This window comes from Rhizobium sp. AN5 (assembly GCF_900215255.1).
Taxonomy (GTDB): domain Bacteria; phylum Pseudomonadota; class Alphaproteobacteria; order Rhizobiales; family Rhizobiaceae; genus Agrobacterium; species Agrobacterium tumefaciens.
On the sequence record NZ_OCMJ01000002.1, the window covers coordinates 93,276 to 116,652 of the forward strand.

At 56.3% G+C, this 23,377-nt stretch carries 19 protein-coding genes and 1 pseudogene; 9 read left to right on the forward strand and 11 right to left on the reverse strand.

Annotated features, from left to right (window positions below):
- Positions 1-14 precede the first annotated feature (14 nt).
- Together CRP02_RS01300 and CRP02_RS01305 are read right to left on the reverse strand one after the other, a co-directional pair.
- A complete protein-coding gene (locus tag CRP02_RS01300) occupies positions 15-1,175 on the reverse strand; it encodes an iron-containing alcohol dehydrogenase (RefSeq protein WP_097169961.1) in 1,161 nt (386 codons plus the stop codon).
- 20 nt (positions 1,176-1,195) lie between these two features.
- Entirely contained in the window at positions 1,196-2,650 is a 1,455-nt protein-coding gene (locus CRP02_RS01305) for an NAD-dependent succinate-semialdehyde dehydrogenase (protein ID WP_020811857.1), read from the reverse strand.
- Positions 2,651-2,705: 55 nt separating this feature from the next.
- On the opposite strand from CRP02_RS01305, the gene blcR reads away from it, so the two are divergent.
- The gene (blcR, locus tag CRP02_RS01310) at positions 2,706-3,533 is read left to right on the forward strand and encodes an IclR family transcriptional regulator BlcR (RefSeq protein ID WP_097169962.1); all 828 of its coding nucleotides are present in this window, start codon (positions 2,706-2,708) and stop codon (positions 3,531-3,533) included.
- Between the two features lie 518 nt (positions 3,534-4,051).
- Here the strand turns inward: blcR and CRP02_RS01320 are convergent.
- From CRP02_RS01320 to CRP02_RS01360, 7 genes are all read right to left on the reverse strand, one after another.
- The gene (locus tag CRP02_RS01320) at positions 4,052-5,119 is read right to left on the reverse strand and encodes a lipocalin-like domain-containing protein (RefSeq protein ID WP_097169964.1); all 1,068 of its coding nucleotides are present in this window, start codon (positions 5,117-5,119) and stop codon (positions 4,052-4,054) included.
- Complete coding sequence (locus CRP02_RS27415; RefSeq protein ID WP_179783906.1) at positions 5,109-7,517, reverse strand: ABC transporter permease; 2,409 nt, start codon at positions 7,515-7,517, stop codon at positions 5,109-5,111. The genes CRP02_RS01320 and CRP02_RS27415 overlap by 11 nt, the downstream gene beginning before the upstream one ends.
- Complete coding sequence (locus CRP02_RS01335) at positions 7,517-8,173, reverse strand: ABC transporter ATP-binding protein (protein WP_097169966.1); 657 nt, start codon at positions 8,171-8,173, stop codon at positions 7,517-7,519. Before CRP02_RS01335 ends, CRP02_RS27415 begins: the two co-directional genes overlap by 1 nt.
- A 500-nt stretch (positions 8,174-8,673) precedes the next feature.
- The gene (locus CRP02_RS01345; RefSeq protein ID WP_097169968.1) at positions 8,674-9,756 is read right to left on the reverse strand and encodes an ABC transporter substrate-binding protein; all 1,083 of its coding nucleotides are present in this window, start codon (positions 9,754-9,756) and stop codon (positions 8,674-8,676) included.
- 27 nt (positions 9,757-9,783) lie between these two features.
- Positions 9,784-10,641: an ABC transporter permease gene (locus CRP02_RS01350; protein ID WP_097169969.1), complete on the reverse strand. Its 858-nt coding sequence runs from the start codon at positions 10,639-10,641 to the stop codon at positions 9,784-9,786.
- Positions 10,631-11,533, reverse strand: coding sequence for an ABC transporter permease (locus tag CRP02_RS01355; protein WP_097169970.1), 903 nt, complete (start codon positions 11,531-11,533; stop codon positions 10,631-10,633). The genes CRP02_RS01350 and CRP02_RS01355 overlap by 11 nt, the downstream gene beginning before the upstream one ends.
- Positions 11,530-12,642, reverse strand: coding sequence for an ABC transporter ATP-binding protein (locus CRP02_RS01360; RefSeq protein ID WP_097169971.1), 1,113 nt, complete (start codon positions 12,640-12,642; stop codon positions 11,530-11,532). Before CRP02_RS01360 ends, CRP02_RS01355 begins: the two co-directional genes overlap by 4 nt.
- A gap of 202 nt (positions 12,643-12,844) precedes the next feature.
- Between CRP02_RS01360 and CRP02_RS01365 the strand changes: the two genes are divergently transcribed.
- The 5 genes from CRP02_RS01365 to CRP02_RS01385 all read left to right on the forward strand — a co-directional run bounded on the left by CRP02_RS01365 (position 12,845) and on the right by CRP02_RS01385 (position 18,190).
- Complete coding sequence (locus CRP02_RS01365; protein ID WP_097169972.1) at positions 12,845-13,531, forward strand: GntR family transcriptional regulator; 687 nt, start codon at positions 12,845-12,847, stop codon at positions 13,529-13,531.
- Positions 13,532-13,647: 116 nt separating this feature from the next.
- The gene (locus CRP02_RS01370) at positions 13,648-14,982 is read left to right on the forward strand and encodes an aspartate aminotransferase family protein (protein ID WP_097169973.1); all 1,335 of its coding nucleotides are present in this window, start codon (positions 13,648-13,650) and stop codon (positions 14,980-14,982) included.
- Positions 14,982-16,697, forward strand: coding sequence for an acetolactate synthase catalytic subunit (locus CRP02_RS01375; protein WP_097169974.1), 1,716 nt, complete (start codon positions 14,982-14,984; stop codon positions 16,695-16,697). Before CRP02_RS01370 ends, CRP02_RS01375 begins: the two co-directional genes overlap by 1 nt.
- On the forward strand, positions 16,694-17,473 hold the full coding sequence (locus CRP02_RS01380; protein WP_097169975.1) for an SDR family oxidoreductase: 780 nt from the start codon (positions 16,694-16,696) through the stop codon (positions 17,471-17,473). The genes CRP02_RS01375 and CRP02_RS01380 overlap by 4 nt, the downstream gene beginning before the upstream one ends.
- Before the next feature lie 39 nt (positions 17,474-17,512).
- Positions 17,513-18,190 carry a winged-helix domain-containing protein gene (locus tag CRP02_RS01385; RefSeq protein ID WP_097169976.1) on the forward strand — a complete coding sequence of 226 codons (678 nt, stop codon included), beginning with the start codon at positions 17,513-17,515 and terminating at the stop codon, positions 18,188-18,190.
- A gap of 15 nt (positions 18,191-18,205) precedes the next feature.
- On the opposite strand, the gene CRP02_RS01390 is transcribed toward CRP02_RS01385, so the two are convergent.
- Entirely contained in the window at positions 18,206-18,421 is a 216-nt protein-coding gene (locus CRP02_RS01390) for a hypothetical protein (protein ID WP_097169977.1), read from the reverse strand.
- Between the two features lie 319 nt (positions 18,422-18,740).
- Here CRP02_RS01390 and CRP02_RS01395 point away from each other — a divergent pair, with 319 nt between their 5' ends.
- The 3 genes from CRP02_RS01395 (at position 18,741) to CRP02_RS01405 (ending at position 21,936) form a co-directional block, all read left to right on the forward strand.
- Positions 18,741-19,457: a winged-helix domain-containing protein gene (locus tag CRP02_RS01395; protein WP_097169978.1), complete on the forward strand. Its 717-nt coding sequence runs from the start codon at positions 18,741-18,743 to the stop codon at positions 19,455-19,457.
- A gap of 134 nt (positions 19,458-19,591) precedes the next feature.
- A complete protein-coding gene (locus CRP02_RS01400) occupies positions 19,592-20,833 on the forward strand; it encodes an aminotransferase class I/II-fold pyridoxal phosphate-dependent enzyme (RefSeq protein ID WP_097169979.1) in 1,242 nt (413 codons plus the stop codon).
- Between the two features lie 161 nt (positions 20,834-20,994).
- The gene (locus CRP02_RS01405; RefSeq protein WP_097169980.1) at positions 20,995-21,936 is read left to right on the forward strand and encodes a nucleotidyltransferase and HEPN domain-containing protein; all 942 of its coding nucleotides are present in this window, start codon (positions 20,995-20,997) and stop codon (positions 21,934-21,936) included.
- An 851-nt stretch (positions 21,937-22,787) separates the two neighbouring features.
- Here CRP02_RS01405 and CRP02_RS01420 read toward each other — a convergent pair.
- Positions 22,788-23,285: pseudogene (locus tag CRP02_RS01420) on the reverse strand (IS3 family transposase); the annotation flags it as partial.
- Between the last annotated feature and the right edge of the window lie 92 nt (positions 23,286-23,377).

Consider the following 23,377-nt stretch of genomic DNA (forward strand, 5'->3'; position numbering starts at 1 on the left):
CCGTAAGAAATGGGTCAGAACGCCTCGCGGTAGAGCGCAAGCGCATCCTCTTCGCGGACTTCGACCGGATTATTGACCAACAGACGGCTCTGTTTCATTGCGTCGGACGCAAGCATGGCAAGCGTGTTGTCCGTCACGCCGACATCGCGCAGACGCCGCGGCGCGCCGCTCTGGTCCATCAGCGTTTCCATATGCTGAACGAACGCATCCGAACGAGTTGCCGCATCCCCTTCACCCGGAACACCCAGCACGTCGGCAAGCTCCGCATAAAGCGACGCTGCAGCCTTCGCGTTAAAGCGTAAAACCGGCCCCAGCATCAGGGCGTTGGAAAGGCCGTGCGGCACGTGATAATGGCCGCCCAGCGGATAAGCGAGCGCGTGGACGGCGGCTACCGGTGAGTTGGCGAAAGCCTGACCTGCCAATGTCGCACCCAACAGCATGCCTTCACGGGCTTTCCGGTCGGCCCCGTTCCTGCAGGCGGCAATCAGGTTTGCACCGAGCAGGCGCAGTGCCTCGCGCGCCAGAGCATCTGACAGCGGGTTCTTCTTGTGTTTGCTGGTGTAAGCCTCGATTGCATGCACCATGGCATCGATACCGGTGGCAGCCGTATGGACCTGCGGCAGTCCCACCGTCAGTTCAGCATCCAGAAGAACGAAATCAGCGTAAAGTTGGGGAGAAACGACCCCCATCTTGGTGGTTTCGCCCGTGGTGATGATCGAGATGTTTGTGACTTCCGAACCGGTACCGGCCGTGGTCGGCACCAGCACGAGCGGCAGGCGTGACCCCTTTACGTTGCCGATCCCGTACATGTCGGCAAGCGTCTGGTCAGAGACCAGGAGAACAGCCACGAGCTTGGCGATATCGAGCGATGAGCCCCCGCCAAGGCCGATGACGATATCGGCGCCGACCTGCCTTGCGGACTCGACGCAGTCGGCAACGATGTGCTCTGGCGGATCAGCGACGACCTTGTCGAAGATCGTGACGTTAAAGCCGCTCGCCGCAAGGGCGTCAGCAATCGGCTTGATGAGGCCGGCCTTGATGAGACCTGCATCGGTAATCAGCAGCGCCTTGCGCGCCTGAAACCTGCCGGAAAGAATCTCTCCAAGGCGCTGGGCGCCACCCCAGGCAACCTGCATGGAGGGAACGGTACGGAATTCGAAAGGGTTGATGGTCATCTGATCCTCCCAGCGTGATCTCAGCCGATGGCCGAGCACAGGTATTTGATTTCAAGATATTCATCGATGCCGTAGTGCGAGCCTTCGCGGCCCAAGCCGGACTGCTTCACGCCACCGAATGGTGCGACTTCGTTGGAGATGAGGCCTGTATTGTGGCCCACCATGCCGTATTCGAGCGCTTCTGCGACACGCCATGTCCGGCGGACATTCTCGGTGTAGAAATAGGCCGCCAGACCAAATTCGGTGTCGTTCGCCATGGCGACCGCTTCGTCTTCCGTCCCGAACCGAAAGAGCGGAGCGACGGGTCCAAAGGTCTCCTCACGGGCAACCTTCATGGCCTGGGTTGCTCCAGTCAGAACCGTCGGTTCGTAAAACGTGCCTCCAAGAGCATGGCGCTTTCCGCCGGTTACGATCTTTGCGCCCTTGCCAAGGGCGTCAGCAACGTGATCCTCGACCTTTGCCACGGCATCCTGGTCGATCAGTGGACCGATCAGAACACCAGGTTCGGTGCCCTCACCGACGGACAGGCTTTCGACCCTTTTGACCAGCTTTTCGGCGAATGCGTCGTAAACACCATCCTGGACATAGATCCGGTTGGAGCACACGCAGGTCTGTCCGGCATTGCGGTATTTCGAAACGATCGCGCCCTCAACGGCCGCATCCAGATCGGCGTCATCAAAGACGATGAAAGGCGCATTGCCACCAAGTTCCAGTGACAGTTTCTTGATCGTCGGGGCCGATTGCGCCATCAAAAGACGACCAACTTCAGTCGATCCGGTAAAGGAGATCTTTCGCACCGTGTCGCTTTCGGTAAACACCTTGCCGATATCGCGTGCAGCGCCCGTCACCACCTGGAAGACACCGGCGGGAACGCCCGCTTCTTCGGCCAGAACACCCAGAGCAAGTGCGGTGAGAGGGGTCTGCTCAGCCGGTTTGACGATCATCGTGCAGCCTGCGGCAAGTGCCGGGGCCGCCTTGCGAGTGATCATCGCGGCCGGGAAGTTCCATGGCGTGATCGCGGCGCAGACACCGATCGGCTGCTTCAGGATGGTAATGCGCTTGTCGGTGGTCGGCGAAGGAATGGTATCGCCGTAAACACGTTTGGCTTCCTCCGCGAACCACTCCACGAAAGATGCCGCATAAAGGGCTTCGCCCTTTGCTTCCGCAAACGGCTTTCCCTGCTCGGCAGTCATCAACGCACCAAGATCGTCAGCGTTCGCCACCATGAGATCAAACCATCGGCGCAATATGGCAGCGCGGTCCTTCGCAGCCCGGCGGCTCCACTCGGAAAATGCCTTGCCTGCTGACTCGACTGCAGCTTCAACCTCATCTGCCGACAATGAAGGAACGTGACCGATGATCATCGAGTTGGCGGGATTTTCCACCGCAATCGTCTTGCCATCCGCAGCTTTCAGCCAGCGACCATTCACCAGGCAGGCATCACGCAACAGCGCCGCATTTTTTAGCTTGATCATCGACCTCTCCCGCACTAGAGTTCAACTAATTGAACTTGAATCATTATAGTGAACTATGGGCCAGAGCGGCCAAGTGTGTCAAGGAAGGTGCATGGCTGAAGATCAACAATCGTCGCAAATATCAGACACTGTACCGGCACTCAGACGCGCCGTGCGTATTCTGGATCTTGTGGCAGGTTCCCCGCGGGACCTCACAGCCGCCGAGCTGACACGCTTTCTGGATTTGCCCAAAAGCAGCGCGCATGGCTTGCTTGCGGTGATGACTGAGCTTGATCTTCTGGCGCGATCTGCCGATGGAACCCTGCGTATTGGACCCCACTCGCTCAGATGGGCGAATGGTTTTCTGTCGCACCTCGACATCGTATCGACATTCAACGACCATCTCGCCCAGCGCCACGACCTCGATCCCTACACGGTGACCCTCACCGTCCGCGAGGGTGGCGAAGTCGTTTACATCGGCTGTCGCAACTCGGCCCAGCCGCTTGGACACACGTTTCGGATCGGTGTGCGTCTGCCGGCGCCATTTACGGCCACCGGGAAGATCCTCCTGTCCGATCTGGGGCCCGGTGAATTGAGGATGCTGTTTTCTCAGTTTCCACAGCCTCTGACATCAAGGAGCGTTGCTGGCCTTTCGCAGCTTGAAGAGGAACTGGCTCTCACGCGCGCTCGTGGCTACTCCATCGACGATGGTCAGATCCGCGAAGGTATGCTTTGCATTGGGGCTGCCATACGCGATTACTCGGGAGCCGCATCTGCCGGCATTGCAATCAGTCTGATCCGCAGCGAAGCAAGCGACGAAAAAATCGCGTGCCTTGGTGAGGAGCTTCGCACCACTGCCAACGCGCTTTCTGAAAAGCTTGGGTACCGATCTCAGAAAGACTAGTCGTAACCTGTAGGGGTATGGTCGATGCCGACGAGACCAGTTCTGCTGCAGGCGCCAGTGCACCGATACCCCAGCTAGCCCGCGTGCAGAGCACGGCTGCGCCGGGCGCACTCCGGATCAAAAACAAAAAAATACATCGTTGATGTATTGAGCGCCAAGGGAAAAGACCTCGGTCCGGAGATGCACGATCCACCGCGTTGCCTTATTCCTGGCTGGGACGAAGCCGAACAATGGGTTGTAATCACAGGCACTGGCCCTCCGGCACGGGGCGAAAACATGCGTGCTCTTCTCCATGAACTTGCCAATAATTTCTCGGCAATTGCGGTGCCAGAAAGCAGATGTACGTTCCCGACCCGGGGAAACCTGGCAAGAGTGGAAACGATGCCTATCGTTAGATCAAGGAACTCAAGACGACTCCTTTGGAGCGTGTCCGGGATGTCGCGCCGGCCCGGATAAGGCGGCGTCTGTAAGCTCCGGCCCTGCTCCAGCCGACATCTCGTCAGGGGCAGTTGAACTGGCTAATATCCGGTCATCTCCAGATAACCTTGTCCTGAGGTGCTTCCATCAAACTCTATTGGCCCTTCCCAGTAGGGGGTTGATGTCGCCATCCAGGCCTTCTCGTTCAGGGGCTTCGTTTTTATGTCGAGGCCACGGCTGGGTATCTTCACGCTCCATTCGACCGGAATGCTCTTTCCGTTGATATCCGCGGTCCGCAACGGACTGAGCAAGACGTCTTTCGGATCGACGGGAGACGGCCTGCCATCGGCGGAAATCCAGTTGGCGGAGATGTAGCCGCTTTTGTCGTCACGCAGACGGAAGGCCATGAGTTTTTCGCCGGATGCAAGGTGAAGGGAAAACCAGTCCCATCCAGTCTGGCTCGAGGCTAGCGGTTGCGACGACCATTCCCGATCGAGCCACGCCTCGCCCGTTACCTCATGGGCTTCACCATCAAGAAAGACGTTACCGCTGACACGGTAGAATGGCTGGGAGTAATAATAGCTTGCCTGGCCCTCTGCCGATTTAACGGAGTAGCCGTTGTCCCCCTGACGCACCAAAGGCCCGTGGGCCTGAAGTTTCAGACGATATCGGAAGCTCTCGCCACTGGCGTTCAAATCAAGCTGATCGAGGTCGTCCCGTGCATCGTCAGTCCCTGCCTTCATTTGCCAATTGTCAATCCAGGCGTCGAAGGGTTCGCCTTTGACCCCCGCCTGCCCCACGCCTCCCCGCGCCAGCCGTTCGGCAACATGGTGACGGCTCGCAGTCGTGACGGCTGCGTGGCCAATCCAAATTTGAGGGTCGGACCATCCGGGGCGCTCGACAGGTTCAAGCGCAGAACGAAAGAGTGTCCATTGGACGCCCATGCGCCGTCCATCGGCCGTCTGCAGATTTGCAGTAACGTACCACCACTCGATCCTGAAATCCGGATGCGGCTTGTGGTCTTTTGGAAAGACGAGTTCAACGCCTCGTATGGGAACGCTGAAGCCTTCGGCATTTGACCCGAGGCCCGCAAAGCCTTGCCCCATGACCGGCGTGGGCAAGGAAGTGCATGAAGCACAAAGGAGCAGGAGGACGGCTTTAGCGTTCACTGGCGAATATCCTCAGAAGATCGGCCGGCGCGGTTTTAGCAAGCCGTCGAACAGGGATCAGGACCGAAATGATGGCGGCGAGCAGGGCAACAAGACCCAGCCTAAACCAGTCTAGCGGAAACAGGATCAGCGGCAGTCGCCATCCAAAAGCCTCCACATTGATGATTGCCAGCAAAACCCAGGCCAGTCCCAGCCCGACAGGAATGGCGGCAATGAATGTCACAAGCCATAGAGCAAGAGTTCGCAGGACCTCCAGCATCGCAAGGTCGCGGCGACGAAGTCCAAGTGCCCAAACAGGAGCAAGCTGCGGCAGTCGAAGTGAAGCGAGCGTAAGCTGGCTCGAAAACATGGCAAAACCCGCCACCGCGAGCGTGAGCACATTCAGCGCGCCGGTGACCGCGAACGTCTGTTCGAAGATTGCAGCAGACTGCCGTTTCAGCGAGGCCTGGTCTACAATATTGGCTTCGGGCAGGCCGAACTCCGTCATGAGGCGTTGTCTGAAGCCCGCAACCTCCTGTGGCTCCATGCGAAGGCCGTATCTCAGCTTTTCCACGTCCGGGTAGTGCTGGACAAGGGCATCAAGACCAATGATGATTTCGCCCCTCGGATTGCCATAGTCGGAAAACACCCCGACGACGCGGGCTTTCCAGCCACCTGGCATTTCTATCTCTGCGCCGGGCGACGCCTTGCCTGTCCTCCAGAACTGTTCGTTGACCAGTGCACCCTTCCCGCTCGCAATCTCGTCCCATGTTGCGGGCGCACCCGAAATCAACGGCCAATGATCTCTGTATGTCGCATCGTCAGCGACGCCGAAGATGCGGACCTTCTGCCCCGAAATTTCCCCTTCCGTACTCCAGATGGGTAGAACCGCCCTTGCGTGGTGGGGAAACCACTGCCGCAGAAGCGCAGCTTCAGCCTCGTCACGGGCCGTCACATAGACCTCTGCGGCCAGGCGCTGATCGAGCCATCCCACAAAGGTTTGCCTGAAGCTTGAGACCATGGTGCCGACCCCGATATTGGCCGACAAAGCGAGCAGCAATGCCATCAGCGCAAGGGAAAGACCTGGCAGCTGCTGGCGCGTATCGGCGAAAAACCAGAGGGTCAGTCCGTGTCCGGAGATGTGTTCGGCCGCTCTCATGCCCAGTGCCAGCAAGGTTGGAAGAATGAGTGCAGCGCCCAGAAGAAGCGCTCCAAGCACTGCGAAACCTGAAATGAGACCGCCGCCCAGCAGCACAAGCGCGCCAGATACAAAAAGCAAAACCATCCCGGCGGCCGCCTGATGGAGGAGGCTTTTCGTGGACACCATCGCCCACGCCCTGCCTTGTGCCGTGGACAGTATCGGCATCCGCCAGACGCGGAGGAGATGTTGAAGCGAGGAGAGCCCGGTCCCCACCAGCGCCATTGCAAGGCCGGCGATCCACCATTCAGGCCGCAGCGAGAGTGAACCGGCAACACTGGCCCCGTAAAGGCCACGCAGGGTCGCGGCCACGCCCGGCAATAGAGCCGATGCGACAACGTAGCCGACGACAATGCCCAGCGCTCCCGATACCAGCGCAAAGAGCGCGGTTTCGATAACCAGCATCGCGGTCAGGGAGCGAAGCGAGACCCCGAGCGACCGTATGGTCCTGAACGTGCCACGCCGTTGCTCGAACGACAGGCCCGTTGCGGAATACACGATGAAGAGACCGACAACGAAGGCAAGAAAACCAAAAGCCGTCAGGTTAAGATGAAAACTGTCCGTGAGGCTTGCGACGTCGGGCCTGCTTTTTGCCTGTTCGAGGGAAAGTTCAGGGGCTATGTTTCCGATCGTCGGAAGATCGGGGTCTTGCGATGGCGAAACGATAAGCCGGCTCAGTTCACCGTTGCGTTTCAACAGGCGGTCAGCCGTGGAAATATCGACAAATGCTGCGCCATCGGGGAGATCCGCTCGTGCCTTAATGGTAAGGCCAGAGGTATCTTTCAATGTGGCAGCCGTTGCAGGCGAAACGATCATCTGTCCGGGCGTCTGGATGAATTCCCCCAGCCCGGACGGATCAGATGGTGCAAGCACCATTCCTTCGGGTGGCATGGTCAGGGGGTCGATGCCGATAAGCCTGATACGCGTCGTACCAAACCTGTAATCGCCTTCAATGATCGGAGAGACGTGCAAACCCGCCCTTCGAAGCCGGGCATATGTTTGCGAGGAAATTCTGCCGCCGTCCTTTGCCACCAGTTGATCCAGCTGGTTTTGCGCCAGGACCGAGGCCGCCCGGTCATAACTTGCTCTGGCTTCGGCATTGATTGCCTGGACCGCGCACCAGAGGCCGGTTGCAAGCGTGACGCCGACAATGAGGGTGAGAAGCTGAAGCGGTCGGTAGCGCCAGTGTGAGAGCAGCGCCCGGAAAGCGGTCCAGTTCATTACGAAACCTTTCCACCACTCAGCGCGATACGCCGATCGAGTTTTACCGCCAACCGGCTGGAATGGGTCACCAGGAGGAGTGTGATCTGCGCGGACTTTGTCAGTCTCAACATAATATCGATGACGATATCAGCCGTCGCCTCGTCGAGATTACCTGTCGGCTCATCGGCAAGAATGAGGGGCGGTCTTGCCGCAAGCGTACGTCCGATCGCCACCCTTTGCTGCTGACCGCCGGAGAGCTGTTCGGGATAGCGTGCAAGCAGCTCCCCGATCCCCAGCGCCTCGACCAGGCTTTTTTCCCAGACCGGGTCGAAACGGCCCGCCAGCCGGGCGTGAAACGAGATATTGGATCCGACATCGAGGCTCGGAATGAGATTGAACTGCTGGAAGATTAAGCCCACCTCCCTGCGTCGGAAGCTCGCTCGACCGGCCTCGTCGAGATCGGTTATTTTCCGACCCCCCACTGTGATGATGCCACTGTCGGGCAAATCAAGGCCGCCTGCCAGATGCAAAAGCGTACTCTTTCCGCTGCCGGATTCCCCCGTCAGGGCAAGACTTTCGCCGGCTTCAAGTGAAAGGTCGATGCCCTTCAGGACCGGGATATTGCCTTCGGCTGTCTGGTAGGATTTCCTGATGCCGGAAAGTGAAAGGACCATGGCTCTTCGATCTCTGCTTCGTCCTATATGGACCGATATGCTGGCGGATCTCAACCGGTTTAGATACTGATATTCCGCGCGCTGCCTTAACGACCGCACCGTTTCTGGCTGTAAAGTCGCCCTCCCCTCTGGCGTCTACCACCTCCCGTTCCGAGCGTGAGATGGCACCCGACACAAAAAACACTCGCCGTAGCCTTCCGACAGTCATGGCGGCTCAAGGGGGCCGGATTGACCGACGAACTATGATCAACGTGACGGTTTATGTCGCAGCCCCCTCGATCATTTCTGAGCCGGGGACCATCCGGACAGCGGACTGCACAATGACGGGTTCATCGTGCGAATATCTCTTCTGCATAAAAGAGAGACGCGACGTCTGTACCAGCTCTTGCTCTGCTGTGGTCTTGCGAACGCGGTGACGCGGTCGGTGCAGGCGCCCAAAGACAGCCGCCTGCACACCCGCTCGCAGCGTCAAGGAAGGTGCCTTGGCGCCCTCGGTTTTTTCAGCGTATCCATGTGTTCCAGCGCTGCACCAGCATGCCCATGTTCGCGTTGATCCATTGTGCATCAGGGACGATGATCCGGTTTTCAACATCAGCCGCAGATGGCAGGGTGGCGCGAGCTTCCGATGACATCTGCGAAATCGCTTTCTGACTTGGAGGTGTGCAGGAAAGCGTTTCGCAGGCTTTGGCCTGCACCGCAGGATTGCGTAGCCAGAACTCAATGAGCTTCAGCGCATTTTCCCGATTCGGTGCGCCACGCACGAGCGCTATGCGATCGCCCACAAGAAATGCGCCATCATAACTCCAGCCAATCTTGTAACCTTCTTCCTTCAAGGCCTTCGCGCGCGTCAACCAGATCTGTCCAACGCGATACTCGTCATTACGAAACGCCTGAACGCTTTGATCTCCCGTCCTCCACCAAACCTGTACACTGTCCCTGACTTCGTCAAGCTTGCGAAATGCTCGATCTACATCGAGTGGGAAAAGTTTGTCTTTCGGCACTCCGTCCGCGAGCAATGCTGCGGCCAACACTCGCCATGGATCGTCAAAGTTAGGAAAACTTCGTGCACCCGGAAACTTCGCCAGATCCCACATGTCAGCCCAGGTTTGAGGGTTGCTGCCGTTCTCATTCAGTTTGTAAGCCAAAAGGGTGGAGGTTGACTGTAATTTCGCCCCGCCGCGCGTGCAAGAGTCGGCCAGCAGGTCCGTGCTGTTAATGAACTGTTTGCAAAAGTCTGAAAGGTCTTCCGTTATGGCGAAGTGTGCGTCGGATCCAGCTTGGATTTCGCCATCCAGATAGAGGTCCCAGGTGACGTTGCCTGTTTGAACCATAGCAGTGACCTTTGCCCGCTTCTCCGCATCTGTTCCAGAAACAGTGACGACGTTTATTCCTGACGCTTTAGTGAAGGGCTCGAACCACGCATCACGCAGGGCCTTTTCGTAGGTACCTCCCGTGGTAGCAATGACCACACGTTGCTCGGCACTCGCCTTTTGAAACCCAAGAGCGAACATGAGAGCAAAGGCGACGAGCATGTAATACGCGGACTGCAGGCAAGCCTTCGGCGTCTGATCCGATCTGATCATTTCAAATCCTCTTCAGTTAATGTGGAGTTAGTGTTTGCTTCGAGTAGTCAGAAGTTGCGCCGCCGTCATAAGCACGAGTGAGATCGCGACAAGCACGGTTGATGCGGCGGCGATCACTGGCGTGAGGTTGAAATCGATATCTTCGAACATCTTGCGTCCAATCGACTTCCCGCCAATGTCAGAGATAAAGAACGAAACCGTCGCGTCATCGAACGACGCAAGAAACGCAAAGACCGAAGCCGCGGCGACGCTCGGGCCTATATTGGGCAGCATCACGAGGAAAAAGCTCTGGATTCGATTTGCGCCGCAGTTGAGGGCCGCGAGTTCGAGCGAAGGGTCGAACTTCTGCACCGCAGCACCCACCACGATCATGACATAGGGGATGGCTAAAACTGTGTGCGCGAGAACAAAGCCTGCAAAAGTCCCCGTTATCCTCCACGGTGAAAACACGAGGTAAAGCGATACACCCAGGACCACGTGCGGGACGATCATTGGCCCAAGCGCGAGGCTTTGTAGAAGCCCCTTAAGAGGCAATCTGCTCTTTGCGAGCGCAAGCGCTGCTGTCGTGCCGATGGTTGTTGCCACAATAGCTGTCGCGAATGCGACCTGCAGGCTGAACAATGTCGCCACCATCCAATCAGGATCCGAGAAGTACGCCCTGTACCACTTTAAAGTGAGGCCTTGCGGTGGAAACGCAAGATAGCTGCCGTCATTCAGGCTCATGGGGATGACAAGAAACGTCGGCAGGACCAAGAATACCGTTATCAGGAAGACAAAGAGGCCTGCGATGTAGATGCGGACGATATTGCGATACCGTCCGACGGCATTGCGCAGTGGCCGCGCCAAAGAAGGCCGGACCGGAAATGTTGAACTATCAGATGCCACTGTTCAGCCCCTTGCTTAGCGAAAGTGTTCTTCGAAATATGATTATGACGGCAAGCGTGACGACCAACAGTGAGGTTGAGAGCGCAGCCGCAAATGGCCAATCGAGCAGGACAGTCGTTTGTTGACCGACGAGCGTTGCCATCATGAGCGATCCTGCTCCCCCTACCAACGCCGGGGTGACATAGAAACCGAGCGCAAGAACGAAACTGATAACGCAGCCCGCAAATATCCCAGGAAGGCTCAGAGGAACAATGATTGCGCGAAAGGCATGCAATCGAGTTGAGCCAAGATTCATTGCCGCCTGAACGTACTCCGGAGGGATAGCCCGCAGTGCCGCAAAGATAGGCATGATCATGAAGGGAAGAAGGACATGGGTCATTGCGACGATGACCGCACCCTGTGTGTAGATCATGCGTAGGGGCTCGTCGATGAGCTTGCTCGAGAGAAGTGCCTGATTGATGATGCCGGTTCTCTGAAGCAGCACGATCCAGGCATATGATCGGACCAGGACCGATGTCCAGAGCGGGATGAGCACGCATGCCGTCAATATGAGGGCCCAAGGGTGTTTGAGCCGGACCATCGCGTAGGCTACAGGAAAGCCCAAGAGCAGGCAGCAGCACATAACGGCAAGTGCCACAGCCGTCGTGGAGAACAGGACCTTTAGATAAAGCGGTTCGCGAAAGATGCGAATGTATAGCTCGAGGCTCATGTCCGGCACACTGAGCGCGACGAGCCTTGCCAGAGGATAAACGAACCCTGTCAAAAGCATGAGTGCAGCTGGCAGAAGCAAAAGCAATGCGCCTGCATGGGAATATGTTTTTGCAGAGGGTGTAGAAAACATAACACTTTGCAAATTGGCGAGTGCTCTGGAAGCGGGTGAAGAAGCACTCATGCCGCAGACCTCTCCTCTTTTGAAAAAAAGCTGACAGCGTGCGGGTCGGGTACGAGATCGACCGTATCACCGGCGCGGAAATTTACCTCGCTTCCGGTCACGACCTGAACCTCCACCAGCGGTGATCCAGGCAGGTCTAGACGGACCATGAACGCATGGAATGATCCAACGAATGCAAGGCTCTCGATCTGAGCTGGAATTGCCCTGAGGCCTTGAGCACCTCGTTTTTTCAAGGCGATCCTCTCGGGACGCATGGCAAGAACCACCTCGTCACCAAGCCGGAGGGCCTTCCGGGCCGCATCGACAGAAGCGGTCAGGACAAATACGTCGTCGGCCAATCGGACGAGCATCCCGTCGTCTTCAAAGGAAATAACCTCTCCCTCGACGAAGCTCATTTTTCCGACAAAATCAGCAACAAAACGGGTTGCGGGCGCGTGGTAAAGACTGGAAGGAGCCCCTATCTGGACGATGTTTCCGCCCTGCATTATCGCAACGCGATCGGACATCGTCAGCGCTTCTTCCTGATCATGCGTTACATATAGGACGGTTGCTCCCACCTGCCTCTGGATGCGCTTGATTTCGAACTGCATGGCTTCACGCAATTTCTTGTCAAGCGCGCCGAGGGGCTCGTCCATCAGCATAACGGGCGGCTCAAACGCAAGCGCTCGTGCGACCGCCACACGCTGCTGCTGACCACCCGACAGTTCAGAAGGATACCTGTCAGCAAAACCGGCCAGGTGAACGAGGTCAAGCATGTCGTCTGCCCGCTGCTTCCATCCGGAGCGCCACCGCGATCTGAGCTTTAGCGGGAAAGCGATGTTCTGACGGACAGTGAGATGGGGGAAAAGCGCGTATTTCTGAAAGACCATCCCGATATTTCGCTTATTCGGTGCAAGGTCGGTCACGTCACGGTCGCCGATCACGATCCTGCCTGCCGTGGGACGCTCAAAACCGGCAATCATCGTCAGGACGCTGGTCTTGCCTGACCCGGATGGGCCCAGCACTGACACGAACTCGCCTGGCTCCACGCAGACGTCAACACCAGCGACCGCAACGACGTTGCCATAGCTCTTCGCGAGCCCGTCAAGATTTAGAGTCTCACCTATCAATACCTTACCCCTCCTTTTTAATGCCGCTACGAACGTGAAAACGAGTGCTCGGAGCAGCTTTCAAGATTATCTTGCCAGGCCAGCGACGCGTAACAGATTAGATGCTAATAGCGTTTATGATGTCACATAGCGTTCGCAAAAACTTTATATTCGATTTTTGTGACATCAAAAACGCAGTGAGTCAACGGAACAAGAGGGGAAAATGATCGACATTTTACGCGATGAGAGTGATACCGGCGTCCAGGGCCAGCGAATGGGAAGCATGGTCTATGACGTGCTACGGGAGAGAATGATCCGCGGCAGCTACCCTCCCGGGCACAAGTTTACTGTCCGGGGGATAGCCAGTGAACTCGATGTGAGCACGACGCCTGCGCGCGACGCGTTGAACCGCCTAACGACAGAATCGGTACTTGTTTTTTCCGGCCCCAAGACGCTCATCGTTCCGACGCTTTCAAAGGCGGAATTGCGCGATATCACCGTTACGAGGATCGCTCTGGAAGGAACCGCCGCGGAATACGGAGCAAGGAATCCCGACGAAGCGACAAATAGAAAACTTATTGAAATACAAGAGGTTATAAACGATAGCTTAGAAGCAGGCCGGTATCACGATGCTCTTTGGCACAACAAGGAATTCCACTTTGCCATCTATAATCTGTCCGGAATGAGCGGCCTGCTCAGCATGATTGAAACCCTGTGGGCGCGCATTGGCCCTACGCTTCTCAACCTCTACCCCGAGTACGCGCAAAACCGCCAGGGCGTTCACAATCACATGGTCGCGATCGAGGCTCTTGTTGACAAAGATCCGGCCGGCGTGCGGGCGGCGATAGAGAACGATATCAGGGAGGGCTACCGCAAACTGCGAAACGCCGCGTCAATGACAGACGAATAATAACCTGACCTTTAAATTGACGTCACATATTGACTCATAGAATTTTTGTTGCAACAAAATTGCAAATGACCGGCGCAGTTTGCCTGTCTTCCTCCAGGACAAGGGTTTATGATTCAATGCTGTCATCATCGAATACCCCGCTAACAGGTCCCACTGACCGGCAAACGTCTATCGCGTTCTTTGAACGCGCCTCCTCCGTTTTTCCAGGCGGTGTCACACGCGCGACAATTGAGCTGGATCCTCACCCCGTCTTTGTTGCCTACGGGGAAGGCGCGTATGTGACCGACGTCGACGGGCACCGTATGCTGGATCTAAACAATAACTTCACGACCCTGATCCACGGACATGCCTATCCCCCAATAACTGAAGCGATTGCCGGGCTACTAAGAACAGGCAGTTGCTTCGCTAATCCGATGAACCATGAAATCGATCTGGCCGAATTGCTAATAGGCAGGATTCCGGCTGTTGAGCAGGTCCGCTTCGTCGCGAGTGGAACGGAAGCCGTCATGTTTGCCATCAAAGCCGCTAGAGCAACGACCGGCCGGGTCGCAATCGCTCGGGTGGAAGGGGCGTACCACGGCGCATATGACTGGGCGGAGGCGAGCCAGCACGCATCGTCGAATACGCCCTCCGCCGCCTATCCAGGCATGCCAGCAAGCGTCATAGATGACGTCGTCCTCCTCCAATTTAACTGCCCCGCGCAGTTGGAGCAGCAAATCGCGATGAATGCCGGGCGCCTTGCGGCTATTCTTATCGATCCGATGCCCAGCCGGGCAGGTCTCATAAAGCCGACACAGGAGTTCATCACAACAATCAACAAGGTGGCGAAGCAACATGGGATCGTCATTATCGCGGATGAAGTACTGAACCTCCGCCAGGGCTTCACCGGAGCGTCAGCGCGCTACGGTCTGGAGCCGGACCTCGTCACAATGGGGAAGATCATCGGCGGTGGCTTTCCTGTAGGGGCAGTCGGCGGACGTCGAGAGATCATGTCGGCCTTTGGCAAGCAAGGAGGTAAGGCACCAGTGACGCAAGGTGGAACCTTTTCTGCAAATCCCGTGTCTATGGTCGCTGGCCGTCTTGCGATGGAAGCCCTGACGGAGGATGCCTTCCAACGTCTCGAACATATGGGTAACCTGGTTCGCGACGGGTTGAGATCACGCATCGAACGACACGGCGCAAATCTGAGCGTGACGGGAGCGGCTTCGCTTTTTCGAGTACACGCCAAGAAGGTAGCGCCGGTTTCTTACCAGGACAGCATTCCGACAGCTTCGGAAGACACCGTTCTCAAACTGCTGCGCAGGCACTTTGCAAACAATGGGATTTTGATGCCCTACGGCGCCGCTGCGTCGCTATCAACGCCCATGACGGACAGTGACATGGGTGACATTGTTTCCGTCTTTGACGATTTCCTCGTGAATCTCGATCGACATGCCTGGGAGGCCGCATAATGGATACTGCAGTTTATGAAACAACCGTCGCTGAGCGTATTGCCCACGCGTTGAGGCGCCATGATGTGGAGGTGATCTTTGGACAAAGCCTTCCGTCGGCGGTCATTTTGGCGGCCGAAAAGATCGGTATAACGCAGATTGCCTATCGTCAGGAAAACATGGGCGGCGCCATGGCCGATGGCTACGCCAGGCGTTCTGGCAAAATCGGCGTCGTGGCAGCCCAGAACGGGCCTGCGGCCGCGCTGCTGGTTGCTCCGCTGGCGGAAGCACTCAAGGCGAGCGTCCCGGTCGTCGCACTTGTCCAGGATGTAGAGCGTGATCAGACTGATCGGAACGCGTTTCAGGACCTCGATCACATCAGCCTGTTTCAGTCATGCACAAAATGGGTTCGTCGTGTTTCCGTGGAGGAGCGGGTAGACGATTACATCGATGCTGCGTTCACCGCAGCCTCGTCTGGCAGAGCAGGTCCAGCAGTCCTGCTTCTTCCTGCGGATCTTTTGCGATCCGTATCTACTGCCCCAACAAGGAGAAGAACGAACAATCTCGGCCATTGGCCGCTCGACAGATCACGTCCCACCGACAAAGATCTTGATATCGCTGCGAAAGCGATAGCGAACGCCCGCGCACCTGTCGTGATAGCAGGCGGCGGCGTCCACGCCTCCGGGGCTGCCCAGCAGTTGCGACGGCTGCAGGACGAGTGCTCGCTACCTGTGTTCACAACGAATATGGGCAAGGGCTCAGTTGATGAGTGGCACCCGCTTTCAGGAGGTGTCCTGGCATCTCTTGTCGGCCCGAAGTCACTGGGCCGACACACGGTCGAGATCGTTCGCGAAGCGGACCTTGTCGTCTTGATCGGCACGAGGACTAACCAGAATGGTACAGACAACTGGCGGCAGTACAGTCCCGATGCCCAGATTATTCATATAGATACAGATCCACAGGAGGTCGGGCGGAATTTTGAGGCAATTCGTCTTGTTGGTGACGCACGGGAGACCTTGGCCGGCCTAGGTGAAAGGATCAGGCTTTGTGACTTGCACCTCAGAACCGTTTCCCGCGAGGCTGTCTGCGACCGTCTTCGGGAAAGCTGGAGGAAATTTAATGATGATCGCCGGGTCTATTACAGCTCTGAGGCCTCACCGCTTCGTCCCGAACGGACTATGGCCGAGCTTCAGGGGGTTATCGATGAAAACACCACAGTGGTGGCGGATGCTAGTTATTCATCGATGTGGGTCCTCGGACAACTCAGAATTTCTTCCGAAAGGACACGTGTGCTCACCCCCCGGGGTCTTGCAGGACTTGGGTGGGGAGTTCCCCTTGCAATCGGAGCCAAGGTCGCCGCACCTCAGAGCGATGTTGTAGCGCTGGTGGGAGATGGGGGATTTGCGCACAGTTGGGCCGAGCTTGAAACACTGGTCCGCATGCAAATTCCGATCACGATCATCGTGCTGAACAACGGGATTCTTGGCTTCCAGCGTGATGCCGAAACTGTAAAATTCGGAAAGTACACAACCGCCTGCCATTTTGCAGAGGTCGATCACGTCAAGATTGCACACGCGTGCGGATGCGATGCGGTCCGGGTCACGCAACCGCAGGACCTCAAGGCCCATATGCAAAAGGTCAAGAAAAGAAAGTTGCCGTTGCTGATAGAGGTTATGACCGATCCCGAAGCTCACCCTGCACTTTCTCTCTTTGCTCAGATGGACAGTGCGGCATGACGAGAGATCGCCAGAGCCGAGTCGCAGTGGTCGCCGGAGGCACGTCCGGTATCGGACTGGCGGTTGCACGACATTTACTCGGTATTGGCCACAAGGTCGCAGTTTTTGGGCAGACAGAAAGCGCGGCGAAGGCCGCGCTCTCGTCCTTCGAGGCTGAGATAACATCTAACCAGCTATTGGTCGGTTGTTGCGACGTCAGAAATCCAGGCGAGGTTGCCGATTTCTTTCGCGATGTCGAAACCTTGTGGTCGTCCACTGCGCTACTGGTTTATTGCGCGGGCATTTCGCCGAAAGCAACGGACGGTGTGGCCAAGCGATTTACCTCGGTTGACCTGGACGAGTGGAATGATGTGCTGGACGTAAATTTGACGGGCGCCATGCTCTGCTGCCAAGCAGCCTTACCAGGTATGGTCGACAAGGGATTTGGCCGGATTGTCCTCATCGGCTCGCTTGCAGGTCGAACACGGCCTAGGATCGCCGGTGCGGCATATGCAGCGTCAAAAGCCGGGCTCGCTGGCCTGTCCCGTGCGCTCGTCAGCGAATTTTCAGCCGACGGGATCACAATCAATGTCGCCGCTCCGGGTCGCATCTTGACGCCAATGGCGGGAACCGCGGCGACGCCAGTCAATCTCGACGCAGCAAAACGAATACCCACCGGGCGACTGGGAGAGGCCGAAGAAGTGGCGCGGCTGGTCGGCTTTTTAGTCTCCGATGAAGCTGCTTTCATCAATGGAGCGATCATAGACATCAACGGCGGCGAGTACACGCCCGCCTGACCCACAAATTGTTAGACGCAGAAAACAAAGCGAAGGGAGATGCTCTTGCGTCACTCGATCTTAATCCACACGACTGACCCGGAGCTCTACCTGATTTTGCGTTACATTCTCGAGCAGGCCGGCCACGACGTCGACCTGGTGCCGAGTCTCGACATGTTTTTACCGGATGATGCCAAGGGTCAGCCACAACGCCGAACGTTACTGATCTGCCTTGCAATGGACGATCTGCTCCGCTCAGCGGTTCTTGTAAAGAAAGAACAGCCGGACATTCGAGTTGTCGGCTTCCCACTTGACAATAAAAAGATAGACGGCGTTCAGTCGCCCGTATTTGACTATCTGGTGAAGCGCCCTTTTGACCCGGGCAACCTGCTTGAGTTTCTCAAGTTTGGCCTGCGGTGCAACACAACTGCACCAACTGATGTCAGCGTTTTTCTCAATGACGTGGAAATCAATGTTGCATCCGTCCGGGTCCGGCGGGGTGAGACGCACATCAGTCTTTCGCCCCTGCATTTCAGGATCCTGTTGTATCTTGCAAGAAACACAGACAGGGTCGTCAGCCGTGACGAACTCATCCGGAATTGCTGGCCCGAGGATGCCGATGTCGAACCGCGTACGGTGGACATTCACATCGGCAAAATAAGACGGTCTTTGAACCGACACGGCCACAACGTCATCAGAACCGTGCGCTCCGCAGGATATTCGGCGACAAAATTATAATCCGGCGCGCACAATTCATCCGTCAGTAAGCGACCGAAAAACTCTGGCCCAAAAAAGAAAATCGCGATTCCTCCCGTCGAGACGTGCATCAATAGCACTGAAGGCGACGGCGAGCGCGGCATCTGTACCGAAAATCATTCTGGCAATTGCCGTGGCGTCGGCTTCATCGCAAGACGTGAGAATGTCATCGCCGGCGCTATCGGCAATGCCTGCACTTTTCCAACTACGCATGTAACCTCCGAGCCACCCGGCGCGGAACAACGAATATGCCGGGCGTTCAGGCTCGTTTCAGAGATGCAGAGCGCAGCGCCCGCATGTTCGCCCATGGCTATTCGATCAGGTTACGGCTTTCCCGCCCATAAAGCGCAATGGGCCTCAAGAAATCATCTTATGATGTCACATAATATGCTCCGACTTCAAGCGACCTGGCGGAATATCGAGGATAATTTGCTGATTATTCTATTTTAAATAGATGACTACCGGTGATTGCATTATTTTTTGTGACATCATATGAGGGCTAGGAACAGACGTTATGCATTGAGGATCTGAGATGGAGCACGGGATAGAAACCAAAGCCGCAGTCGCAATTATTACGGAGAACGCGGACTATTTTTCGATGCTCAAGCACATTCTCTCTACGGAGGGCACGCGGGCGGTTCTCTGCGATAGAAACGAAATCGGCGACAAAGTTGCCCAGCCGGACATCGTCGGACTGATCCTCGATGTGGATGGCGATCACCATGGGGCAGCTATCATCTGCCAACGCATCAAATCGTGTGACAAGACGCAAAAACTGCCAGTACTTGCCATCATTCCCAACGGCGACACAGAAGCCTATATGGAACTCATGCGGGCAGGCGCGGATCAGTGCCTGATCCGCCCATTCTGGCCGCCACATCTGCTGGGCTTTCTCGGAGGCATAAACCCTGTACGGCAACAACCAGTTGCGACACCGTCACAGAACGCATCCCTTAAACTAGGAGAAATCGAACTTTGGCCAGAACGCAAACGCGTTTCGGTTAGCGGCATCGAGCTCACTTTGGGGCCGATCGAATTCAAATTGCTCGAACACCTTCTTACAGCTCCAGGGAGAGTGTTCAGTCGAGACGAGTTGATAACAGCGGCGTGGCCGAATGAGGTCTACGTGCAACCGAGGACGGTTGACGTTCACATTGGCCGTATCAGGCGGCATCTTAAGAAAGTGGCGGGCTTCGACATCATCAGAACTGCGAGATCAAGCGGCTACGCCATCGATGTAGCCGCGTAGCCGGCATATGCGCCGTTCTGGTTTATGACGTCAAAGGTTTACAGAGATTTCTCAAAATCTTCCGAGAGCGTTTGTTGATCGTTGCGATAATTTGCCGATCCTGCATGCATCTTTTTGTTTAGGGGACCTGAGAAATGTCGACCGACAAAACGCAGCAGCACGCAAGCCGAAACACCGGGGGATTGATAGATCATGCCGAAGACTACTTCAACGCGGCTCACCAGCAGGGCTTGATGGCCCTATATGCGCGGCCAAGGGCTGCAAGGCAGGTAGACATTGTTTTTGACGGCTTTCCATCAAAGCGCATCACTGATTTCGTGCGTTGTTCATATCTGGGCCTCGACAATCACCCGCTCGTCATAGACGGCGCGATCAAGGCGATTGAGGAATACCGGGCACTGCACTGGTCATGTGCAAGGACCCGACTGAATTTTGCAATCCTCCGCGACTTGGAAAGTTCGCTTTCAGATCTCTTCCAGGCGAGGGTCATCACCTACACAACAGTGCTGGCGGCGAACATGGGGGCATTACCCATCGTCGCCTCCGGACACCTCACCGGCGGCATCAGGCCGATGATGGCTTTTGACCGCCACGCGCACGCAACACTCGCCTTTCACAAGGGCACAATCGCTCTGGAAACGCAGGTCCGTACGTTGGCCCATAATGATCTAGACGCATTGGAGGAGTTGTGCCGGTCCAACAGGGCCGTGGCTTACGTTTGCGACGGCGTCTACTCGATGGGTGGAAATGCGCCCATTCGGGATCTGCGCTACTTGCAGGATCGATACGGTCTGTTTCTCTACATCGATGACGCCCACGGCGTATCAATCTGCGGGAAGAACGGTGAAGGATTTGTCAGGTCACAATACGGAAACGAACTCGGCGAGCGAACTATCATAGCCGCATCGCTCGGAAAGGGTTTTGGCGCCTCGGGCGGAATGTTGATGCTTGGTACGGCGCGTCAGGAAGAACTATTCCGTCGTTTTGCTGTCGGGCACGCTTTTTCTGCGTCACTGAATGTTGCGGCAATTGGTGCAGTTTCAGGTTCGTTGACAATACACCGCAGCGACGAGCTTTTGCGAAGACAGCTGTCTCTCAGTTCCAATATCGAACTTTTGGACTCGAGGTTGGCAACAGAGCAGAGCGGAGCACCCTTGCCAATTCGGACGGTGAACCTTGGCACTGAAGAGCGCGCCGTCAACGGGACCCGGGCGCTGCTCGATCGGGGAATTTACGGCTCGGCGATATTCTTCCCGACAGTTGCGAAGGGGAAGGCCGGCATTCGCGTTTGTGTCACCTCGGACCATACACCTGAGGAAATCAAGGCACTTTGCGCAGCTCTGTCAGAGATCATGGATGACCAGGCAATATCGTAGGTCCGCATCGGGCTGCAGTCTCTCAGAAGGCCGGCCTTGCGAAGAGAATGAGCGGCGGGTTTGCGGATAGCAACATTTGTTGCCAGCAAAGTGTGATGTAAACTACAGATTGAGGCGGACGAATCCAGCCTGTTGCGGAGAAGAGAAGACATTTGCCGACCATGAAAACATCGCTCGATCATATTCCCCCGCAAATACAAACGGAGCTCCAGCGCGCGCTGGAGATTATTCACGAAGAATTCGAGGATGCCCTGGAGGGCGGCACGGCGAAATTCAAAAAGCGTGGCCGCATCCTGAAGATCATCCTCTTCGGATCCTATGCCAGGGGTACGCAGGTGGACGAACCGTTCACATCCAAGGGGTATAGATCTGATTTCGATCTTCTTGTGATCGTCAACAACCGCAAGCTGACGGATTTTGCGGAATATTGGTTTAAGGCTGCCGACAGGTTGATCCGTGACAAGATGATAAAGAGACCCGTGCAGATCATCGTCCACTCGCTGCGAGAAGTGAACACATCCTTGCAGGCGAGCCAGCATTTCTTTTCCGACATTCGCAAGGAAGGCATCGCTCTCTACGAGTTGGACGATAAACCTCTTGCCGAACCCAAGATGTTGACACCGGAAGAGCACTTGCGAGTGGCAACAGAACATTTTGAGAAGCGTTTTGGTGCGGGAAGAAACTTTGCGGCGCTTTCTGAAGCCGCTTTACAAAAAGACATGATCAGTGAAGCTGCATTCCTCCTCCATCAGGCGATCGAGCAGGCCTATGCCAGCGTTCTTTTAACGCTGACGAACTACACGCCGGCGTCTCACAACCTGAAGGTCCTGCGATCCTTCGCAGAAGAACGGGATCGTCGACTGATCGAGGCCTTCCCTCGCGATCACCATCGGGAAAGAGCGTGGTTCAATACGATCAACGAAGCATATGTAAAGGCACGCTACTCAAGCCAGTACAAAATCAGTCGCGAAGCGCTTGACTGGATTGGCGAGCGAGCAACGGTACTGCTTGGTCTGGTGGATGAGGTGTGCCGCGACCACATATCGAGGCTTGAGGCAGACGCCGGTCGTGAGATTGCCGAGGAAGGCGTGGCTGAAGAATAGCGGGCTAAAGCGCTTTCCCAAATTACCTTTAACTTGGTGGTGGACCTTGGCGGCTAGCTGCACTGTCGTTCATGAGTCGCGCATTGGTGGAGTTCCGAATGAAGAATCCGGGAAGGAATGATGACCGTCAAACTGTTGTTGACGTGACTTTGACCGTCTGTTGCGTCGCGTACGAGACTTCATGCAGCATCCTGGCTATCGTTGGAGGAAAACTGCGGGTACGTGAACCACATTATAGCCCACCCGTGTTCGCGTCACGCGCTGCGGCTGCTCCGGCCTTGCTGTTTGCGTGACCGGTCGCCGAGAATTTGTTATGGCCAAACACATTTCCGAAACGTTCGTGTCGATCCCGGGTTCGGATCGGACTATCGATCTGCTGTGTGCTATCCTGCGCGGCTGGTCTTTTTCAACCACCACCAATCATTCCGAACGACTTATTGCCTTTGACGATGGGCGAGTCATCATCACCAACTCGGACGGCAGCCTTCACCTTCGTGTGGAGGCCGAGGATCGGTTAACACTCCTCGGGATCCGGTCCGTGCTGCAAGTAGCTTTCTCACAGGTCCCTACACTTCAAATCTTGGAGCTCGAGTGGAATCCTGCCGTGACGAGCCACCCGAGTGATCTGCCCCCAGAGAGGGCGCGCCCGCAACGGACCAAGTAGCCTCTCAACTTCCCGGAAAGATAAGCGAGTTAAGGGCATAACCGACCAACTTGTGAAGTCGCCTATCCCCGCCTTCCGGCAAATCGCCGGCACCGGCACGCCGCGGTCGACCTGCCTCAAAATGAAAGAGGTGGTTCGGTTTGTCTGAACAGTTTCGGGCGTTTCGCTAAGTGGATTTCCGCCTCGATTATGCTGCCACCATCATTGGTGCCAGCGCGTTAAAGTAGGCCTGATCCTGCGTCTGCCGGTCAAGGGATGAATGTGGGCGTCGGCTATTGTAGAAGGTCAGATATTGGCTGATGCCGACGTGGGCCTCGGATACTGTTTCGTTGGCGTGGAGGTAGACTTCCTCGTATTTGATCGAACGCCAGAGCCGTTCGATGAAGACGTTGTCCCGCCACGCACCCTTGCCATCCATCGCGATGGAAATCTCAGCCTTCTTCAGCACGGCGGTGAAGTCCATCAAGGTGAACTGCCATCCCTGGTCGGTATTGAATATGTCGCGTTTGCGATAACGGGCCAGCGCATAATCGACTGTTTCGATGCAGACGGCTGCTTCCATCGTGATCGACAGTCGCCACGACAGCACCCTCCGGCTGAACCAATCCACGACGGCACAGAGGTAAACAAATCCGCGAGACATAGGGATATAGGTCAAGTCCATCGCCCACACCTGGTCGGGTCGGGGGCGGCCAGCGCCACTTTTGCCTTGAAAGTCTGGCTATGGTTCCGGCGCCGTCGTCTCGTCTTGGTCACTCCTGTTCCCGGCATTTAAGC

Excerpts from the sequence above, each read along its gene's own strand:
- CRP02_RS01300 (WP_097169961.1), bottom strand. The coding sequence starts at position 1,175 with ATGACCATCAACCCTTTCGAATTCCGTACCGTTCCCTCCATGCAGGTT.
- CRP02_RS01305 (WP_020811857.1), bottom strand. The coding sequence starts at position 2,650 with ATGATCAAGCTAAAAAATGCGGCGCTGTTGCGTGATGCCTGCCTGGTG.
- blcR (WP_097169962.1), top strand. The coding sequence starts at position 2,706 with ATGGGCCAGAGCGGCCAAGTGTGTCAAGGAAGGTGCATGGCTGAAGAT.
- CRP02_RS27415 (WP_179783906.1), bottom strand. The coding sequence starts at position 7,517 with ATGAACTGGACCGCTTTCCGGGCGCTGCTCTCACACTGGCGCTACCGA.
- CRP02_RS01335 (WP_097169966.1), bottom strand. The coding sequence starts at position 8,173 with ATGGTCCTTTCACTTTCCGGCATCAGGAAATCCTACCAGACAGCCGAA.
- CRP02_RS01345 (WP_097169968.1), bottom strand. The coding sequence starts at position 9,756 with ATGATCAGATCGGATCAGACGCCGAAGGCTTGCCTGCAGTCCGCGTAT.
- CRP02_RS01355 (WP_097169970.1), bottom strand. The coding sequence starts at position 11,533 with ATGAGTGCTTCTTCACCCGCTTCCAGAGCACTCGCCAATTTGCAAAGT.
- CRP02_RS01365 (WP_097169972.1), top strand. The coding sequence starts at position 12,845 with ATGATCGACATTTTACGCGATGAGAGTGATACCGGCGTCCAGGGCCAG.
- CRP02_RS01370 (WP_097169973.1), top strand. The coding sequence starts at position 13,648 with ATGCTGTCATCATCGAATACCCCGCTAACAGGTCCCACTGACCGGCAA.
- CRP02_RS01375 (WP_097169974.1), top strand. The coding sequence starts at position 14,982 with ATGGATACTGCAGTTTATGAAACAACCGTCGCTGAGCGTATTGCCCAC.
- CRP02_RS01380 (WP_097169975.1), top strand. The coding sequence starts at position 16,694 with ATGACGAGAGATCGCCAGAGCCGAGTCGCAGTGGTCGCCGGAGGCACG.
- CRP02_RS01385 (WP_097169976.1), top strand. The coding sequence starts at position 17,513 with ATGCTCTTGCGTCACTCGATCTTAATCCACACGACTGACCCGGAGCTC.
- CRP02_RS01390 (WP_097169977.1), bottom strand. The coding sequence starts at position 18,421 with ATGCGTAGTTGGAAAAGTGCAGGCATTGCCGATAGCGCCGGCGATGAC.
- CRP02_RS01395 (WP_097169978.1), top strand. The coding sequence starts at position 18,741 with ATGGAGCACGGGATAGAAACCAAAGCCGCAGTCGCAATTATTACGGAG.
- CRP02_RS01400 (WP_097169979.1), top strand. The coding sequence starts at position 19,592 with ATGTCGACCGACAAAACGCAGCAGCACGCAAGCCGAAACACCGGGGGA.
- CRP02_RS01405 (WP_097169980.1), top strand. The coding sequence starts at position 20,995 with ATGAAAACATCGCTCGATCATATTCCCCCGCAAATACAAACGGAGCTC.